This window comes from Marinomonas sp. S3726 (assembly GCF_000967665.1).
In the GTDB taxonomy this organism is placed as follows: Bacteria; Pseudomonadota; Gammaproteobacteria; order Pseudomonadales; family Marinomonadaceae; genus Marinomonas.
This window is the reverse complement of the sequence record NZ_JXYC01000009.1, coordinates 138,623-156,558: the sequence shown is the minus strand read 5'-3', so window position 1 is coordinate 156,558 and position 17,936 is coordinate 138,623. Positions and strand designations below refer to the sequence as shown.

Below are 17,936 nucleotides of genomic sequence, written 5' to 3'. Positions count from 1 at the left end.
GTTGTTTAAATGATGAAGAATAAAAAAGCTATTTGGTCTTTTATCGGGCTATTATTTTTATTCGGTACGTTACAGGCTTCATTTGCGTGGGGATTTGGCCTTTTGGCTATGACACCTTGGTGGCAGGGTGCTTTGGCTGTTGCCACGATTCTTTTCACTTCTATTGTGTCTAGCTTCTTAGTTGTTAAAAGTTTATTTAAAGTTAAAGACCCTAAAAAAGAAGAGTCAAAACTTCAAGCCAGTTTTTACCGTGCTTATTTTAAGAAAAGCTTTGATGCGCTGTGGCGTATACAGGCAAAAACATCGACAAACCCTTATCACACACCATGGTATTTATATTTTAATGAAAACTATGATGATGATAGGGAACTGATTCAACAAATGGGCTATGAGCCTATAGAGTTAGAAGAAAAATATAATAACGAAAACGCACCTATTAGTTTTTGGTTGAATGAAAATAGTGTGCTTGTATGTATCCATCAGAAAAGCCCTGCTGAGAAACTAAAACAAGCGACCGAGTTACTGACCAAACATTTGCTGAAAAAGCGCCCAAGACAAGCTGTAAACGGCATTATTCTTGGGGTGAGTATCCGTGAGCTGCTAGCCAATGACAGCGGTGCAATTTCAAATAAAGGCAAACAAGATAGAAACTTAATTCGCCACTTCAATCATGCATTTGGTTTGAATCTACCTATCTATTCTATTTTTACTCATATGTCTGAACTAAGAGATTTTTGTGAGATTTTCTCTACCTTAGATGAAAGACAAAGAGATCAGGCTTTTGGCGCCTTAGTTCCTGATATTGCTCAATTAGAGTTTAATAAAACTTGGTTTGATGAGTCATACGATAGCTTGCAAAAAAGTATTTCCGATAGTTTGAGTAATGCCCTAAGAAGCCAACTTAATACAGATTATCGTGATGCGATTGTCGCCGGTACTTTCCAGTTTTCTATGTTGAAATCGACCATAGAAAACTACTTTAATAGTCTCTTTATCGATCATCAGTTTGAAGGTGAAGCTCTCTATTTTCGCGGCTATTTCTTTGTTAATGCGGGTGGTGAAGCAAGGCCTATTGACCCTTTGACCATGATGCAAGCATCGGATTTGGGTTATGAGCAGCTTGCTAAACAAGAGCTAGTTAAGAAAAACCTTAGCTTGTTTGGTAAGCGCTTAATGCGCTCTATTCTTGTAAAAGAAGCGCCAATTGTTGGGGTTCAGACCCGTCGAGAGTTTACTTATCGTGTGACGAGAGTTGCGGTGACAGGCGGACTTCTACTCATCTTTGCTGGTTTCTTATGGATTTTAAAGTCGAGTTTTGATTACCAGCAAGCAATCGATCAACAAGCAATCGTGCAACTGGATCGCTACGAAGAAAACTTAGAGTCTAATCAGTCAATTTCTGATGATTTATCATCACCTATTTTTAGCTTGTCTGAAATTCGTGATATCTATTTGTTATATCGCGTTGAAAAGCCTTGGTTTATGTTCTCATGGTTACCTGATTCAAGTATTCAAGTTGAAGTAGATAAAGCTTACTTTAGAGAGCTAGAGGAAGTTCTTCTTGTACGAATGAGAGATTACCTTCTTAAGGATCTATTTGTTTATAACAAGCTAGGTGACAAGGTAAAAACCTTAGAACTCTTTAACTTACAGCAAATTTTGTATAACCCAGTCAGAGAGAATAGCGAAGTTCTGGTTGAGTATTATGTCAGCGCGCTAAAAGAAGAGGGTGAAGGTGATAGTGTGATTCTTGAAAGGTTTAGGGAGTTATCTCACGACCTTTTGGCAACCACGGCTATTCCGCAACAGGATAATCAAGAGTTGGTTGATCTAGTTAAAACCTCACTCTCTACAGAAGATGTGAGTGAGCTTTTATATCAGCATATTTTACAAGAAGAGAGCTTAGCTCAGCGAATTGATCTAAGAGAAAAGCTGGGTCAGTCCTATAAGAAAATCTTTGATTTCAAACCTGGCTTTAATCAATACGTTGTTCCTTTCATCTTTACCCGAGATGGCTTCCAAGAGTTGATGGCAAGTACAGGCTTTGAATTAGCTGATGATGCGATTAAAGGTTACGAAGGTGTGATGGGGAGAGTGAGCGAAGCAGAGCTTAACCGAATCAACCGACAATTACGTCAACGTTATATCGATGACTACATCAATTTTTGGCAAAACTTTGTTTCTAATATTGAGTGGGTAGAAAGTACTGGTTGGGCGGATACAAAGCAGCAACTGGCGATAGGTTCAGATCCTATTTTCTCACCGCTTGTCAGGCTTTATAACCTGATTGGTAGTCATACTAATATTAGTGCTTTGTTTAACTTTAAAGCGGCACCTAAGGAAGGAGAAGCAGAAGCTGATAACAAGCCAACTGAAATGGTTACCAAGATAGCCAATGCCATCGAATTACCTTTTGTTAGTTATCATAAGTTAATTGAACTGGATGATGCTGGACAAAGCCGTTTGGATATTGCCTTGGGACAAATGGCGAACACTCTAAGTTGGGTGCAGCAATCTGATGAAAGCCAATCACGCGAACGCTTTTTCTTAGATCAAGTCTTCAAGCTAGATACGATTAGCCCTATTGCACAAATGGCTACCTTGAGTCACAGCTATACAGATCCAATTTTACCTAATCTATTAAAAGGCGTGGCTACTACGTTTAACCAGTTAGCTCTGGTTGATATAAGAGCGCTTATCAATAGTGATTGGTCTCAGGTGAGTGACTTTTATCAGGCAAGGTTAAGTAAAAAGTATCCTTATACAAAGACAGCATCAGATGATGTGAGCTTACAAGATTTCCAGACATTTTATGGTCCAGAAGGGAAAGTCGCCGCCTTCGTTAATGTGTACGGCAAATATTTCACCAAAGGTAATGATGGCCGCATGATGATGCGAAGTTTCTTATCGAATCGACATTTGATTTTGAACTCTGCCTATGCGACCTCTGTTGATGATGTTTCAAATATAAGAGATGTATTCTTTAATGATAAGGCGATTCAAATTCCTTTCTTAGTGAAAGCTCAGTCTATGACACCAACCCTAACTGAGTTTACGATTCGTGATGATGGTTTATTATTCTCTTATCGAAATGGACCTACCTTATGGCAAAACTTAACTTGGCCTATGTTGGAAAACCAATCTTTTAATCTCGACCTACAAATTAAAAATGTTGATGGTGTTGTAAATCGCCAGCGTTTTGAAGGTTTCTGGAATTGGTTTAGGTTAGCTGACTCTCTTGATGGTTCTTTAATTACAGGCACGAAAGACGTTTCACTCTTATATGCAGATAAAGACAATCAAGTGAGGTTTATTTTGCGAGTTGAAAATGGTGTGAACCCTTTCACTGCAAACTTCTTCGCAGGTACCAGAGTGCCTGCGTCTTTATAATGTTTGACCTTAATGACTGGCTTATTCGTCAGTCAGTTTATGATGAGCAAGTACAGAATTTAGATAAAAACCTTGTACTTGTTCATCATAAAGAGCGAGATGTTTGGCATAAAATTAAGGTGGCTGTTGAAGCTTCTGAGCGTTATTTGATTTCACAAGAAACACTTTGGTTAAGACGTAGCTCACAGTGTCAGCCAATAAGGTGTTATGCATCCGAAGCGAATGATGATTATCAAATTATCATTATGGATTACCTTGAGGGAAGGAGTTTATCTGATCAAATCAGAGAGACTAAAAACAACAAGGTTTCAAACGCTACCCTGCTATCTTTATTTAATAATATTAATAAGTTGCATGAAGAAGGTATTATTCATAATGATATCAAGCCTAATAATATTATTATTCAAAATGAGCAGGCTTATCTAATCGATTTTGCAAGTTGTGGTTGGTTAAATCAAAGTTATACTTCGAAAAAATATCAATCATATACGCCGGCCTACACACTTGCTGAGCCGTATGCCCTAACAGAATTTCGACCCCTTTCTGATTGGTATGCCTACCTTTTGTTGTTAGACCTTATTCTAAATGAGTCTGTTTTAATCTTGTCGAGTGATAATTTGGCGGCTTTTACTCAGCATCAATTTAATGTCATTCGTACTTATCAATTTCCAGAAAAAATTGAGGCTTTTCTGATTTCTCAGTTAAATACAATTATTTAACTTTTTGATTTGTTTTACTAATAATAAAAGCAGTTTCACACTTAGTTTTAATATTGTGGAGATGTGGTGAATTTTAATTAATAAGTATCTGAATAGGTGGAGGCTAAATTTTTGAAAACATATAATGCATGGATGGCTTTAACAGTATTTCAAAAACTCATGCTTACCTTGTTAGGTCTCACAGCCGTTATTTTAATAGCGACTTTAGGTCTGGCAAGATGGAGCTTCGAGAGAGGTTTCTTAGACTATGCGAATGCATTGGAACAAACTCGTCTCGAAGTTGTATCAAACAATCTTACGGAGCTTTACTTTGAAGCAGGTGGAGATTGGAAAAAAATCCCTAAAGAAAGTTTAGAGAGCCACCTTTATTTATTGCCTAAGCGTAACGGTAGCGGTTCAGAAAAACCTCTTCCTCCAGGTATTCATAAAAGACAGTTTGATAGTAAGCATCACAATACAGCGTCTCACTCTGAGAAACTGATACCTCTAACCTCTTCTGATACGGAATATGGGGGCACTCGGGCTAATGGTAACTTAGACGTCAGACCCTTAAATGCCGACATAGGTACTCCTCCTGCTGGTCGCATTGGCATTAATAGAGATAAAGCCGCGCCCTTTACTGCGCTTTATGATGAAAATCATAGCTTTGTAGCGGGTGATTGGATGGATGATGCGGAGAACTTAAGTATTGCTATCCCTATCATCGCAATGGGTAAGCAAATAGGAGAGTTGCACAGTATACCGCCACGCTTTTTTCAAAGCCCCCTTGAGACAGAGTTCTCCAAGCAGCAGTTAATGCGAAGCATTGTGATTGGAACCGTGGCTTTGATATCTGCCGCTTTGTTATCTTGGATGCTTGCCACCTTATTTTTAAATCGTCATCGCTATGTCTTAAAAGCAATTAAGTCTCTGACACGTGGAGATTATTCACCGAAAAAACTGCTATCAGGGCGTGATGAAGTGGGCTTGTTAATGGAAGACATTAATTATCTGGCCAAGACTCTAGAAGAAAACCGAGATTCAAGAAGGCGCTGGCTGGCGGATATATCCCATGAATTACGAACGCCGTTAACGATTTTAACTGGTGAAATTCAGTCACTCAAAGACGGTATTCGAGAATTTGATTATGCGCAGATTTGCTCCTTAGAGCAGGAGATTAACTTTATGCGCAAATTAACAGACGATTTATATGAGCTGTCTGTTTCTGATATTGGTGGTCTTAACTATGAATTTAAAAAGATTGATTTAGAAACAGTATTAACCACAACGTGTGCCAGTTATAAAAATAGAGCGCTAGCTAACGACATTAAATTTGATGTGTCTTCCATGCCTCAAGTCTTTAGTGGTGACTCAGCACGTTTGGCTCAATTATTTAAGAATATGCTGTCTAACTCACTGGCTTATACTGATAGTCCTGGTGTAATAGAAATTAGAATGATTTCAGAGGACAATCTGGTCACCATCATTTTTGAAGACAGTGCTCCAGGTGTTAAGCCAGATGACTGTGAGCGTTTATTTAATCCACTGCACAGGCAGGATGAATCAAGGACTCGACGTCGTGATGGTTCAGGTTTAGGATTAGCGATAAGCCGTAATATTGTTGAGGCGCATCGTGGAAAAATATTAGCATCCCCTTCTAAGCTAGGAGGATTAAAAATAACAATTACTTTCCCTATTATAAATGGATATAGAAGATGAGTGCCGGGCTAATTTATATAGTTGAAGATGAAGTTAAAATCGCACAGATCCTTGTCGATTATCTTGTTAAAGATAATTATGACGTGAAGGTTCTGTACCGTGGAGATGAAGCGGTAGAGCGTATTATGGAAAGCAAGCCAGATCTTGTGATCCTAGATGTTATGTTACCAGGTAAAAGTGGTATCAATATTTGTAAGGAACTTAGAGAGCATTCTAACGTACCTATTATGATGTTGACGGCACGTATTGATGAAATGGACCGTCTAGTAGGTCTCAAAGTTGGGGCTGATGATTATGTCTGTAAGCCTTTCTTACCAAGAGAGGTTGTTGCTAGGGTTAATGCTATCTTACGTCGTGTGAACCGCATTGACGACGAAGAAGAGAAATCAACCGAGTTGGTATATCGTTCAATCACATTGGACCTTGAGTGTTTTAAATGCCACGCCAATGGTCAATATGTGGAACTCACACCTGTTGAGTATCGTTTGTTGCAAATTATGGTTTCCCGCCCTAAACGTGTTTTCTCTCGCGAAAGCCTGATGCAAAAATGCTACAAGGATGATCGTATTGTCAGTGACAGAACCATTGATAGTCATGTGAAAAACTTACGTAAAAAACTTGCTGCCGCTGATCCTAGTGAAGAAATTATCCACTCTATCTACGGCGTTGGTTACAAGGTCGAGTAAGCCTTTAGAGCAAAGTCACCTCTCTTCTTTTTTAGGGCCATAATTTAAGTATTATGGCCCTTTTTATCTTTTGTTAGCCTGTAATACTTATGCCATGATGAAAGAGCTGGTTTAAATTTCGGTTCATGCGGTAAAAGCAGATGATGGACGAAAGGTTGGCTTAAAAGTATCAGGGTCACGGTCTGTAGAGCATGGAATGTTACCCTTGGTTTAACCCTAGAAGAGGCCAAAAAAACTAATGTCAGATTTGGAAAAGGCCATTGAGTTTAAAGAAAGCTTTGAAGGTGAGGATAAAAGCCTTTAGGCGATGATTAATTGCTTCAAACTGAAGCAGTATGAACTGATTGATGGTTTAACAAAGTACTGAAAGTATCTTTAGTAGAGAATTTGATAGCTGCGAGAAGCGGCTATCAAATACAGGGTTTTATAAATTAGAGCAGTACTGAATACCAAAAAACGCGACCGATGACTCTGACGTCTAAGGCACTCTCTCCACTAAGCTCTTCATCATGATGGTCTGGGTTAGCTGAGCGAATTCTTAAACCATTAAAAGGTAATCGATATAGGTATTTTACCCTTAGCATGCCGCCATGCTCGATAGCGTACATTTTTCCGTCTTGAATCTTGGTTTGGCTGGTATCTAGGCCAACAGTTGAACCGTTAGGTAGTATTGGCTCCATGCTATCGCCATTCACTTTACAGCAAGCCACTGTCTCACTTGAAACACCTGCTTTATTAAGGGTTGAGACATTAAATCTAAGTTTTTGGGTGGCAATATCTAGCACGTTGTTAAATCCGTTTCCTGCTGACAACTCAATTTCACTGAAAAAAGGTATTTCTACCTCGTTTGGGTTTAAAGGGGTATCACTGTCCCAAGCATCGATATGCCCTAAGTTAAGATGGCTATCTCGCTTGTTGTCCTCTTGAGTTTGAGTTGCCTGCATTTCTCCCGTGCCATATTCAAGCCATTCTGTTCTAACGCCTGTGGCGACAGAAATGGTTTGTACTTTTTCGCGGCGTGGTTGAGATTCACCATTAAGCCATTTATTTGCTGCCTTAACGGTAGTACCGGTTTGTTTTGCTAGCCAAGCCCCAGCGCCATGACGCTGTATGCCTGCTTTTTGCAGTGCTATGAGAAGCCGATCTGAAAAAGACAAAGTGATTACCTTAAATTTATGAACCAAGAGTTCAATTATGATTCATTGTTGCGGAACTTTCAGTTCATATGTATTATGTACTAAAAGTTCACTTAATGTTTTAAAAATGTACTAAATCATTAATATGAATTGATAGGTGACCTTAAGTTCACATAGTTTGATCAAATGCAATAAAGGTATGGCAGAAGCCTGCTGCTGGAGGAAGGAAGATGACAGCTCACGCTCTTCACGTTAACTATCCAAAAACACTCTTATTTTCTTTTACGACAAGTGAAAGGAATCTTTTGAAGGAAATAGCAGGGCATTGGATGAAGATGTATGCCTGTCATGAGATTGATCGTGGTAATTTGGTTGGATTTCATTTTTTAACCGTATGGGACCCTTTAGTCACCTTAGAAAAAATTAGGCTTCAGCCTTGCTTTAAAACTGATGCAATCAGAAGAGGTGGCTATGAATTTGATATTGGTCGTCAGCGAGATGTCCCTCTATGTGTCTACGAAGTGCAGATGCTGTGTGAAATGGTGAAAGCCGCTGTGGAATGTCGCTTAAATCGATTTTTGTTAATAGATAAAGGTTCGATGGCAGATGTTGTGGGAAGACGCTTAACCTGGTCTTGGATGAATAGTCAGGTCACCATTTCCTTATCTCAAAAGCTGGATCTATTAGATCAGGTTGCAGGGCTTTTTTATGGACACAGTGCTTATCAATCTAGTTGTTTAGCAATTGAGACATTAGCAGGTGTTGAGTATGCCTAAGCAAATACCTTTAACTCCATCCAGATCAAACGCGACAAATGAATGCTTTAAGTGGCGTCGCTCTTTATTAAGTTCGCTGCATCCAGATGACGCAAAATTACTTGGTGCTAGGCTATCGGAGAAAGATCAGGCTTTCGGCTATATTGCTGCTAATACTTGGCTAAGAAAGGTGATAGGTCGCTATCAGCTGTTAGCTAAGCTTTCTACGCTTAGGCCAGTGGTTGCTAAGGAAGCGAATCGTTTGGCGCATTACCTTGATGAAGCAAGTGCCTATGCTTGGTTGAAAAGTGTCGTTCAGCGTTTGCAATATTGTGACACCTTAATTACCGATTTAAGTGGCGATACGTTAGCGGCTTGGGCTTGGCAAAAAAGTCATGGCTTTGAAGTCGAATTGGTAAAAATAGGTACTCGATCCAATGCTGAAGCGGTGAAAGCTTATATAGAGCTTCATTTGCGACAAGCTGACGTTGATTTTCACAACTGGCAAGATAATGACAAGGTTGCAGGTCTTGCTGCTCGCATGATTACCGCTAAATGGTGGGTGAGACAAGCGAGAAGGCAATGGATCAAGGTTGAGCAGGTATTAAGAGAGTGTGGTCAGGTTCACAAATATGCTTCACCTTATGTATCCCACTGGTCTCTGAAAAAAGAACAACAAAAGCAGGCGAATCAAATGGCTTTTCTAGAAGGCTGGGAAGCCATAAATGATCAAGGCCAAGCTTATAGTTTGGCGCAACTTGCTGAGTTAGGTGTGGCTAGCCCTGACAAGCGTTTTGCTGAGCTTATGGTCCGAAGCCGAGGCTTGGAAGAGGTCGCGCAAGAGCAGGATCATGATGCTTGGTTTATTACCCTGACTTGTCCTTCAAAATATCATCCTATCTCGCAAGGTAGGCGTAACCATAAATATCGATTGGCAAAAAGTCCAACCGTGCAAGAGGCTCATGCTTATCTAAATCATGTGTGGCAATGCTTTAGGGCCTGGTGTCATCGTCACGGCATTGCATTTTATGGTGTTAGAACGGTGGAGCCTCATCATGATGGTACACCTCACTGGCATCTAATTGTGTACCTAGATAAAGCGCAATCCGATCTCTTTTTAGCTGCATTTAAACGTTACGCGCTAGCGGAAGATGGTCAAGAAGCGGGTGCTGAAAAATACCGATTTAAAGTGCTTAAAATAGTGCCTGAAAAGGGAACCGCGACCGCTTATATCACAAAACACATTTCAAAAAATATCCATGGTAAACACCTTGATACAGACCATGCAACAGGCCGTTCTGGGGTAGATGCTGCTAAGCGTATTGTGGCTTGGGCAAGATTAAATCGAATCAAACAATTTCAATTTATCGGTGGTGCTTCTGTCACTGTATGGCGCGAATTAAGGCGACTACAGATTAAGGCTGCTCCTCGTGCATTTGCGGCCATTTATCATGCTGCAAATAGAGCGGATTATGCAGCTTTTATCAAACTTATGGGCGGTGTTTTTGCTGGGCGTAAACAAACACTGGTTACGCATTATAGTGATCCAGAAGAGAACCAATATGGCGAAATGGTGAAAAGCATTAAAGGTGTGGCAAATGGCATAGAGGTTGTTATTACGCGTCTTTATGAATGGCGAGTACAGCGTAAGCAGTTGGGGTCTATCGAAGAAACAGTCTCTGAACTTACTTGGACTAGTGTCAATAACTGTACGCCAAGCCGATTACTCAAGCATGCTCACATAACGAATCAAACTCAAGCAAATTAATTTAAACAAACTAAGGAGAGTTCCATGGCATTTCGTATTGAATGTCCTAATTGCCAATCTAAGGCCGTCATTTCTAACAGTAATAATATCGCTAAAGATATTGACCAGGTCTTTATGAAAGAGCTGTATTGCCGCTGTTTGAATATAGAAACCTGTGGTTGTACCTTTGTGGTCTCGGCCTCATTCTCCCATTACCTGAACCCACCGCAACAAGATATTGTGGCTATGGCCAAGGAGATTCTAAAGAAAGAGCAACAGCTTAAGCTGGAAGAAGGGAGGTGTTAAACTCTCATTTAATTTGATGTGAATCGGTTAAGTTTATTGAATAAGCATGAGAACTAGATTTAATGGCAAACTTTGATAAAGCGTTTAATTTACGAAGGCGGCATCCAACTGGCATGTTGCATATGCTTGCTAATGAAGTGCAAAGCAGACTTACCCGGTTAAGCTATCGTGCAAGCTTAGATGTGAGCTATGGACCAAGCCCTGGTGAAAAACTGGATATCTTTCCTGCGGCGAAGGCGAATGCTCCTGTGTTTATTTTTATTCACGGCGGTTACTTTAGGGCGTTAGACAAAGCTCAATATAGTTATTTGGCACAAGCTTTTGTGAAAGCTGATTGTACCTTGGTATTGGTTAATTATGACTTAGCGCCAAAAGTGACGGTTAAAGAAATAGTTGATCAAAACGTAAAAGCCTTTGCTTGGGTGCATAAGAATATACATAAGTGGCAAGGAAACCCTGAACACCTTGTTGTTGGTGGTCATTCAGTGGGTGGTTTTTTAACCGCTAAAATCCTTGCTCATGATTGGCCTCAAGAAATAAAACAGAGTATCAAGGGGGCTGTTATGCTAAGTGGGCTTTATGACCTTAAACAAATGCAGCAGTCCTTTTTAAATAAAGTGTTAAACCTGAGTGATCAGGAGGTGGCTGAATTAAGCCCTATTTTGGAAACAGGTGTATTTAACTTTGTTCCTCACATCATTATGGCAGTGGGAAATGATGAAACGAACGAGTTCATTCGACAAACCCAGGTTTATAGTGAGAAGCTAAAAAAAGAGAATTGTCGTTTGGACTGCTTATTTTTAGAGGGCAAAAATCACTACACAGTATCGCGCTTATTAAGTCATAAAGAGAATACCTTAATGGAGAAAATATTCACTTTGTTGGTTTGATCCTAAGTTATTCACTCAGTGTTTTTTGAAGATGGATTGCAAAAAGGATGTTGATATTTTGAAGTTGGTTTTATCTATTTTACTGCTTTGTACTTCGCTACAAATACAAGGGAAAGAAGCTATGTCTCAGGAAAACGTACCTCAGGAAAAGGTGTCAAAGGAAAGTGACTTGAAAGCAGCCATATTCATGGAGAGCATGCCAACAGGCTTTGTTGTTCCACCTGCAGAAACACAGCAAGATAGTCTGATATTAGAGCAAATTAAAAAAGTGGGTTGGTACAACCTGCATATAGGGCAAGAGGATAATCAAGCTGCTTTCTCATTTAGCATTGGTCATTTTCAACAACATAATCACCCTGAGTTAATTCTAGTTGGCTTGCCTGCCGAAGTCGCAAATCAGTTATTAAATATTGCGGTTGTTAAAATTGTCGGTGCAAAAGAAAGGCTTGAGCCTTATAAAAAATATGATGACTTTACTGAAGGCCTTGCTGTGGCTTTTATTCCTGTTGAGTTAGACTTTTATCGAGATTATCTAGGCTACGCAAACTGGTATTATGGTGGCTTACCAAAACCTTACCCTGTCTTGCAAATGGTGTGGCCTGACCGAGAGGGTTATTTTCCTTGGGAGGCAGAATTTGATACGAGTTTTAAACAAGCTCAGCCGCTATTAGGTTTCGGGCCAAACAAACCCTAATTAAGTTAGGATTAGTCTGTATTAAGACTAATCCTATGGCTTCTTCTTATTATCTTTCTACCTAATTATCCAGCGTATTAACCGCATTTTCTAAGTTAGTTTCTAATATGTCAGTATTTGACCCAATTTCTTGAGCTAACGCTTCTAATGCCTGATTAAGCTCTGTTATTGCGGTATTAATATCTCTTTCAAATCCTGTCACAGCCGCTTTCGTTTCCTGCTCAAAGCTAATTGCAGCGTTCTCAATACTTGTTACAAGTACAAGCTTGTTGCTTAAATCATTTGATAGGCTTTTTAATAAGCTATCAATTGTTGTTGATAAACTATTTACTTGTCCCTCTAGCTGATTACTTAAGTCATGAATAGCGTTTTCAGATTGATTTGAAAAATTTGTTGCTTGATATTTAACTTGGTCGATTAGCTCATCGTATTCAGAAATAAAGTCATCTATGTCTGATTCCACGTCTTCAAAGGCATGATTAATATCTTCTTGAATGGCGTCTTTTTCTGCTTCATAGTCATTGATGACATCTTCTGTATCTATGCCCTCTTCAAGAACTTGAACAAGATCATCTCCTAGTAAGTTTTCGACATTGCGCTCTATGGCAAACTTAAGTTTGTCATCGGCAAATTGACTGATAAGCGAGCCAACACATTCGTCCTTAATTAAGCTTTGCAAACTAAAGGACGTTGCCATTTGTTTGTGGGCTAAATACATTTGGCTTAAATTGTTTACTTCAGTGCTGACTGTGTTTGTAAGATAAACCACTTGTTCATCTAATACGCTTTCTAAGCTTTTTAATTGGCTACTAAAGCCAGTGGCAAACTGTGTGAGATCATCAGCAATGGGAAGCAAGATAAGGTTTTTAATTTCAGTAAGCTTAGTTTCATAGTCATTAAGCTTAGTTGTCAGGCTCGTTTGATAGGCTAGTAGCTGAGTTTCTGTACTGCTTATGTTTTCCATAAGGTTTTCTTGATACTCATCTAGACTCGCTTTATAGCTTGCTAGACTTAAACCGAGTTCTTCTTCATATTTGGCTGTGCTAACGGCAATGCTGGCTTCATATGCATTCACTTCATCTTGATACTTGTCTAAACGGCTATCTAGATTTTCCAAATATTCATCTTTACTTTTTTCGACTTGCGTTTGGAAATCTTCTAAGCTTTTTACCTGGTTTTCCTGATAGCTAGTTAAGCTTTCTGCTACCGTTTTCTCGAACTGAGTTAAATCATTCTTAACGGTATCGAGTGTCTTCTCAACATCTTCAATCTCTTTTTCAAGTCGGCTTAACTCGGTTTCCAGTGTTTTAAGGTCAGTTTTCAGTTCATTAACTTCGTTATTAAGGCCATCTTCTAGATGAGTTAGTTCGGCTTCAAGGCTATCTATATTTTGCTCTAAAAAATCTAAGCCTTGTTCGAAATTAATCATAAGATCATAAGTGGCATTTAAGTTTGAGTCTGCAACCCCTGCTAAGGTGCCTGCAAGGCTATTAATGTTAGTGCAGGATGTTGGCAGTTCAGTGAGATAAGAGTCGACTTCTTTAATCGCTGCTGCAACTTGCATATCTTCTAGAAAGCTTGAGATTCTAGCCTCAAGGTGAAGCTGTAGTTTGACAACACCTATTTGATAATTTTCTAAACTTAATTCCGCCTTACCTAAGTCTCCTGAATAACTTGCATTCAGATTAGGCTGTAACGATTGTGAAATCTGGCCTAATACATTTTGTATTTTTGTTTCTACTTGTTCTGCTTTTTCTTTTACTTTGGCACTAATTGCCGTGGTACTGCTTTTAAAATTAGCCCCTTGTTCAAAGGCGTTAAAAATATCCTTATTAAAATTAAGACCCATGTCTTTTTTCCTTTTTCATGTATGTGTTGCTAGCTGTTTGGTTGCTTATTTAGCCATGCTTTATGCGCTGACAAGGGCATATTACCTATCAAAAAACGTATAAATAACGCTTTTTAGGACAGTGTTTTGTGATACCTGAAAAATCGCAATTTAGTGGATTTTAGTCGCTGGAAGCCAGTCTCTGGCTGGCTTATTCTGCACCTATCGACAAGGCAAGGATGTCTTAAGGGGCCAATAGGATGGCCCAGGGAAGCAAGGATCTTCTCGTCGATCACTCTTAGGAGTAAGAGGGCAAAAGCCCAATCTATAAAGCAGTAAAAGAGAAGCGAGTTTATGGAAAAGCTTGAAGCACTAAAAAGTTACTTGATTGCAAAATCAAACTTATCGGCAGGCGCTATCAGTGCACAAGTGCAAAGCATGGTGCTAAAGCCAAAAGGTGTGGATGAAGGGAATCAAGTCTTGCTGCATAACCTGAGCTACCGCGCAGTCATTAACCTAATTGGCTTCCCTTATCAGGTGCAAAAGATTGCTAGCTTTAATGCTCATCTGATGACCTGGCTGGCAGACAATGATGACAGGGAAGAGTTGGAAGACGCTTACCCAAGTATCTCAGTCGATCTGCAAGATGCTCAAACCGCTAATTTAGCAGTGAGTTTAGGGTTTGAAGAGCCAGTGTATATCTCTTCAAGTCTTGATGGTGAGATTGAGTTTGCCGATCAAACTTGGGTCTTGGGTAGCGCAGAAATAGATTGGGCTTTGAGTGCTGAGGTAACAGGGAATCTAGTGAACTTAGCAAATTAAAGGAATAAGAGGTTAGGTCAGGAAGACCAATATCCAGCATGTTATCTGCTTATTTAAGGATAAATAGACAGAGGCAATGTGGATAGAAGGAGAAATGAAAGGGCCCAAGGATGATGGCCTGACATTTCTAAAGCGTCAGCGCTAGGGCAGGAGTAGCCCTAGCGTTATGACTAAAAAGTTAAACAAAACAGGAAGTTAAAATGGCTTTAGGACAAGTTAGCGTAAGTGACGTAGATTCAGGGCAGGGAGACTTTTCCTCTCCAGAGCGTCAGTTCTTATTTATTGGTAAGGCAAGCGCGAATCTAGATAGCATTCTGTATCTAGATCAAAGCTCAGATTTAGATGTGCTTTTGGGCGCATCGGCAAGTGGCTTAAAAACAAGCTTAGCGGCCGCTAAGGCAAATGCTTCAGCAAATTGGACCGCCGTTGTGATGCCAAGAACCAATGAAGGTGAATGGCAAACAGCATTTGATATTGCCATGGGGCAAAACATTGTATGTGAAGCCGTTGTGGTGGCTGATGCGATTACGATTCAAAGTGAGTTAGATCTTATTGCGACTGCGATTGCGGATACTGAAAACAACTATGGTCGTTCTCTTTTCTTTGTGGCAGCGACAGCAGCACCAGCGGCTTCAGACAAATGGGATGCTTTCATTAGTGCCTTTGATACTTTGCAAGATGGTGTGGCGTCAACTGGCATTATGCTGATTCCAGAAGTGTTTGCGGGTTGGATGGGGACAGTCTGTGGCCGTCTATGTAATGAGGCTGTGACTATTGCTGATACACCCATGCGTACTCAAACCGGTGCCATTGTTGGCTTATCAACACTTCCCTCTGATGTGGATGGTACGGTTTTCAATATGGCTCATGCCAAAGCGCTGAATGATGCCAGAGGGACAGTGCCGCAAGTTTATCCTGATTATGACGGCATTTATTGCAGTGATGGTATGACACTTGCGCCAGAGGCCAGTGATTATGCTGTGATTGAAAACCTGCGTGTCGTGAATAAGGCCAAGCGTCAGGTGCGTATTCTGGGCATTAAAAAAGTCGGTAACCGTGAGCTAAACAGCACTCCTTTGTCGATTTCCGCCCATGAAACTTACTTCATGCGTCCGATCATAGATATGAGTAAGAGCTTAACCTCCAATGGCATTTATAAGCCAGGTGAAGTGAAACCACCTCTAGATGGGGATATCACAATTAGTTGGGCATCACGAACCAAGGTGCAAATCGCACTTTTAGTTCGTCCTTACAACTGCCCTAAAGCGATTCAAGCTTATATCGCCCTTAATCTAACTAGCGAGGTTTAGCATGCAACATATTTCGGGATCAGATATCAATATTTCCATTGGTACTCAGATTATTAACGTTAAGCAATACACCTTAAATGTGGAAGACGGCATTAAGCCAACCACGACTCGCGGTGTGCCTGATGGCTTTGTGCGTGGTGCTGTCTCTGCCAGCGGTGAAATCACATTGGATACTCAAAGTTATAACAAGCTGGTGGAAGCGGCTAGAACGGCAGGCTCATGGCAGCAACTTGGCGTGTTCGACATTGTTGGTTTGGGTAAAACCCTAGATCAAGAGTTTAAAACGGCGGCTTATGGTTGCAAGTTGCGCCTGAGTAAGGTGCTAGATGCCAGTGGTGAAGGTGGTGACAAGCTGGAGCATACCATTGCTTATGATGTGACTGATAGCCGTTTTATCGAAATCAATGGCGTGCCTTATTTGGATAAAAGTTTCATTGAGACTCTAGGCTAATGGAGCAAATAGATTACCTAGTGGTGCACTGCTCAGATACACCTAACGGCCGAGAAACTCACGCTCAAGACATCCATAGATGGCATTTAGAACAGGGCTGGGACGGCATAGGTTATCACGCAGTAATCACCTTAAAAGGCGAGGTGCAATGGGGCCGGCCAAGGTATTGGCAAGGTGCTCATGCTGACCCTTTTAATGCTAAGTCTTTAGGTATCTGTCTTATTGGAAGGGATGAATTTACTAACGCACAGATGAGAGCGCTAGAGGGGCTTTTACTGTCGCTTAAGTTGGATTATCCCAAGGCAAATGTGGTGGGACATAGGGATCTGAACTCTCATAAAACCTGTCCAAATTTTGATGTCAAAACCTGGTGGTCAGGTGTTGAACAAAAAGGGATAGATTAAATGTTGGGATTAATCACTGGCCTGCAAAGTCTTTTGGGTGCCTTAGCGGCACCCATTTCTAAGGCTTATCAGGCAAAGCAGACAAGGAAAGCAGCGGCAGAATCTGCACAAGCCAAACTTAAGCTGGTGGGCCAAGAAAAGCGTTTTGATTTGGACTTAAAGGAAGCCGAATGGGAAGCGTTGGCCAAGCAGCAAGAGTCTGCTTCTTGGAAAGATGAATACGTGACTTTGATTATTACTTCGCCTTTCGTGCTGCTCTTTCTTGCTGCTATGGCCAGTGGTTATAGCGGGGACATGCGCTATCTAGATGCAGTCAATCTGGGTTTAGAAAGTTTGAAGTCCTTAGGGGTTGAGTTAGGCGAGTTATTAAAAATAGTCGTACTGGCGGCTGTCAGTATTAAGGGCATGGGATTGTTAAGGAAATAGGGAGGCACACATGGAGAAATCCACAGTAGCCACCGCATATGGGGCGTCGATAACTACGACGCTTGCAGGTTTTTCAATGAATGAATGGGTTGCCATGGGTGGCTTGATCATTGGTATCGCAACATTTTTAACCAATTTTTGGTTTAAACGAGAGCACTTAAAACTGGCTCAGAAACAAGTACAAGGAGAGTAACAATGGCACAACTAATTGAGATCACCATAGGTGATACAGATTTCGAATTTAAGGTAACAGACAAAGAGTACAACAAGTTTGTTGATGCCATGGCCAAAGGTCAAACAGTCTTACCTGCATACAACTTTTTGTCGTCAACGGTTAAAAGTGAGCAGCATGCAAGCTTGAAAGCCTTGATGGTGAATGAAGATTCACAGCCAAAAGCTAAATTGGTTATGGATGTGATGGGGATTCTAACGGACGAGTTTTCGAGTGATTTACCTACGGTGGTAAAGCTGCGCAGGCGTTCCGGGACAGCATCGACAAAAATGGCTTCGAGCAACTCGTAACCTTGAGGATGCGCTGGCTTCCTCATGAAGATGATGAACCGGAAAGCCTAGGACGGGCGCTTTGGTTAGAAGAAAGAGAAATAAACAGGGAAACGGCAGCCATTGCCAATGGTATTGCCAAGGCCTTTGCAGGGAAGTAGCTAGGGGCAAAA

General features: G+C 40.6%; 19 protein-coding genes. 17 read left to right on the top strand and 2 right to left on the bottom strand.

Annotation, left to right across the window (positions count from 1 at the left end; translation table 11 throughout):
* Window positions 1-9 precede the first annotated feature (9 nt).
* The 4 genes from TW85_RS08275 to TW85_RS08260 all read left to right on the top strand — a co-directional run bounded on the left by TW85_RS08275 (window position 10) and on the right by TW85_RS08260 (window position 6,493).
* Complete coding sequence (locus TW85_RS08275) at window positions 10-3,390, top strand: type VI secretion protein IcmF/TssM N-terminal domain-containing protein (protein WP_046016634.1); 3,381 nt, start codon at window positions 10-12, stop codon at window positions 3,388-3,390.
* A complete protein-coding gene (locus tag TW85_RS08270) occupies window positions 3,390-4,109 on the top strand; it encodes a protein kinase (RefSeq protein ID WP_046016633.1) in 720 nt (239 codons plus the stop codon). The genes TW85_RS08275 and TW85_RS08270 overlap by 1 nt, the downstream gene beginning before the upstream one ends.
* A 111-nt stretch (window positions 4,110-4,220) precedes the next feature.
* Window positions 4,221-5,807 (top strand): ATP-binding protein, encoded by a 1,587-nt coding sequence (locus TW85_RS08265; protein ID WP_157196908.1) that lies wholly within the window; start codon window positions 4,221-4,223, stop codon window positions 5,805-5,807.
* Window positions 5,804-6,493: a response regulator gene (locus TW85_RS08260; protein WP_046016632.1), complete on the top strand. Its 690-nt coding sequence runs from the start codon at window positions 5,804-5,806 to the stop codon at window positions 6,491-6,493. The genes TW85_RS08265 and TW85_RS08260 overlap by 4 nt, the downstream gene beginning before the upstream one ends.
* Window positions 6,494-6,924: 431 nt before the next feature.
* Here TW85_RS08260 and TW85_RS08255 read toward each other — a convergent pair whose 3' ends face one another.
* Window positions 6,925-7,650, bottom strand: coding sequence for a S24 family peptidase (locus tag TW85_RS08255; RefSeq protein WP_052702021.1), 726 nt, complete (start codon window positions 7,648-7,650; stop codon window positions 6,925-6,927).
* Between the two features lie 209 nt (window positions 7,651-7,859).
* Here TW85_RS08255 and TW85_RS08250 point away from each other — a divergent pair, with 209 nt between their 5' ends.
* The 5 genes from TW85_RS08250 to TW85_RS08230 all read left to right on the top strand — a co-directional run bounded on the left by TW85_RS08250 (window position 7,860) and on the right by TW85_RS08230 (window position 12,021).
* On the top strand, window positions 7,860-8,405 hold the full coding sequence (locus TW85_RS08250; RefSeq protein ID WP_046016631.1) for a hypothetical protein: 546 nt from the start codon (window positions 7,860-7,862) through the stop codon (window positions 8,403-8,405).
* On the top strand, window positions 8,398-10,152 hold the full coding sequence (locus tag TW85_RS25410; protein WP_052702019.1) for a replication endonuclease: 1,755 nt from the start codon (window positions 8,398-8,400) through the stop codon (window positions 10,150-10,152). The genes TW85_RS08250 and TW85_RS25410 overlap by 8 nt, the downstream gene beginning before the upstream one ends.
* 24 nt (window positions 10,153-10,176) lie before the next feature.
* Entirely contained in the window at window positions 10,177-10,437 is a 261-nt protein-coding gene (locus TW85_RS08240; protein ID WP_046016630.1) for an ogr/Delta-like zinc finger family protein, read from the top strand.
* 62 nt (window positions 10,438-10,499) lie between these two features.
* Window positions 10,500-11,327, top strand: a complete 828-nt coding sequence (locus TW85_RS08235; protein ID WP_052702018.1) for an alpha/beta hydrolase — start codon at window positions 10,500-10,502, stop codon at window positions 11,325-11,327.
* A gap of 58 nt (window positions 11,328-11,385) precedes the next feature.
* Window positions 11,386-12,021 carry a DUF4262 domain-containing protein gene (locus TW85_RS08230; RefSeq protein WP_238326187.1) on the top strand — a complete coding sequence of 212 codons (636 nt, stop codon included), beginning with the start codon at window positions 11,386-11,388 and terminating at the stop codon, window positions 12,019-12,021.
* 61 nt (window positions 12,022-12,082) lie between these two features.
* On the opposite strand, the gene TW85_RS08225 is transcribed toward TW85_RS08230, so the two are convergent.
* The gene (locus TW85_RS08225) at window positions 12,083-13,870 is read right to left on the bottom strand and encodes a hypothetical protein (protein ID WP_046016629.1); all 1,788 of its coding nucleotides are present in this window, start codon (window positions 13,868-13,870) and stop codon (window positions 12,083-12,085) included.
* A gap of 333 nt (window positions 13,871-14,203) precedes the next feature.
* Between TW85_RS08225 and TW85_RS08220 the strand changes: the two genes are divergently transcribed.
* From TW85_RS08220 to TW85_RS26580, 8 genes are all read left to right on the top strand, one after another.
* Entirely contained in the window at window positions 14,204-14,671 is a 468-nt protein-coding gene (locus TW85_RS08220) for a phage tail protein (RefSeq protein WP_046016628.1), read from the top strand.
* A 200-nt stretch (window positions 14,672-14,871) separates the two neighbouring features.
* Window positions 14,872-15,981, top strand: a complete 1,110-nt coding sequence (locus tag TW85_RS08215; protein WP_046016627.1) for a DUF2586 domain-containing protein — start codon at window positions 14,872-14,874, stop codon at window positions 15,979-15,981.
* Between the two features lies 1 nt (window position 15,982).
* On the top strand, window positions 15,983-16,432 hold the full coding sequence (locus TW85_RS08210) for a phage protein (protein WP_046016626.1): 450 nt from the start codon (window positions 15,983-15,985) through the stop codon (window positions 16,430-16,432).
* Entirely contained in the window at window positions 16,432-16,836 is a 405-nt protein-coding gene (locus tag TW85_RS08205) for an N-acetylmuramoyl-L-alanine amidase (RefSeq protein ID WP_046016625.1), read from the top strand. The genes TW85_RS08210 and TW85_RS08205 overlap by 1 nt, the downstream gene beginning before the upstream one ends.
* Complete coding sequence (locus TW85_RS08200) at window positions 16,837-17,262, top strand: hypothetical protein (protein ID WP_046016624.1); 426 nt, start codon at window positions 16,837-16,839, stop codon at window positions 17,260-17,262.
* Between the two features lie 10 nt (window positions 17,263-17,272).
* A complete protein-coding gene (locus tag TW85_RS08195; protein WP_009835684.1) occupies window positions 17,273-17,455 on the top strand; it encodes a phage holin in 183 nt (60 codons plus the stop codon).
* Between the two features lie 2 nt (window positions 17,456-17,457).
* Window positions 17,458-17,784, top strand: coding sequence for a putative phage tail assembly chaperone (locus tag TW85_RS08190; RefSeq protein WP_046016623.1), 327 nt, complete (start codon window positions 17,458-17,460; stop codon window positions 17,782-17,784).
* Between the two features lie 8 nt (window positions 17,785-17,792).
* The gene (locus TW85_RS26580) at window positions 17,793-17,924 is read left to right on the top strand and encodes a hypothetical protein (RefSeq protein WP_269447910.1); all 132 of its coding nucleotides are present in this window, start codon (window positions 17,793-17,795) and stop codon (window positions 17,922-17,924) included.
* Window positions 17,925-17,936 lie beyond the last annotated feature (12 nt).

Coding starts and splice junctions, on each gene's coding strand:
- TW85_RS08275 (WP_046016634.1), top strand. CDS start 10: ATGATGAAGAATAAAAAAGCTATTTGGTCTTTTATCGGGCTATTATTT.
- TW85_RS08270 (WP_046016633.1), top strand. CDS start 3,390: ATGTTTGACCTTAATGACTGGCTTATTCGTCAGTCAGTTTATGATGAG.
- TW85_RS08260 (WP_046016632.1), top strand. CDS start 5,804: ATGAGTGCCGGGCTAATTTATATAGTTGAAGATGAAGTTAAAATCGCA.
- TW85_RS08250 (WP_046016631.1), top strand. CDS start 7,860: ATGACAGCTCACGCTCTTCACGTTAACTATCCAAAAACACTCTTATTT.
- TW85_RS25410 (WP_052702019.1), top strand. CDS start 8,398: ATGCCTAAGCAAATACCTTTAACTCCATCCAGATCAAACGCGACAAAT.
- TW85_RS08240 (WP_046016630.1), top strand. CDS start 10,177: ATGGCATTTCGTATTGAATGTCCTAATTGCCAATCTAAGGCCGTCATT.
- TW85_RS08235 (WP_052702018.1), top strand. CDS start 10,500: ATGGCAAACTTTGATAAAGCGTTTAATTTACGAAGGCGGCATCCAACT.
- TW85_RS08225 (WP_046016629.1), bottom strand. CDS start 13,870: ATGGGTCTTAATTTTAATAAGGATATTTTTAACGCCTTTGAACAAGGG.
- TW85_RS08220 (WP_046016628.1), top strand. CDS start 14,204: ATGGAAAAGCTTGAAGCACTAAAAAGTTACTTGATTGCAAAATCAAAC.
- TW85_RS08215 (WP_046016627.1), top strand. CDS start 14,872: ATGGCTTTAGGACAAGTTAGCGTAAGTGACGTAGATTCAGGGCAGGGA.
- TW85_RS08210 (WP_046016626.1), top strand. CDS start 15,983: ATGCAACATATTTCGGGATCAGATATCAATATTTCCATTGGTACTCAG.
- TW85_RS08205 (WP_046016625.1), top strand. CDS start 16,432: ATGGAGCAAATAGATTACCTAGTGGTGCACTGCTCAGATACACCTAAC.
- TW85_RS08200 (WP_046016624.1), top strand. CDS start 16,837: ATGTTGGGATTAATCACTGGCCTGCAAAGTCTTTTGGGTGCCTTAGCG.
- TW85_RS08195 (WP_009835684.1), top strand. CDS start 17,273: ATGGAGAAATCCACAGTAGCCACCGCATATGGGGCGTCGATAACTACG.
- TW85_RS08190 (WP_046016623.1), top strand. CDS start 17,458: ATGGCACAACTAATTGAGATCACCATAGGTGATACAGATTTCGAATTT.
- TW85_RS26580 (WP_269447910.1), top strand. CDS start 17,793: ATGCGCTGGCTTCCTCATGAAGATGATGAACCGGAAAGCCTAGGACGG.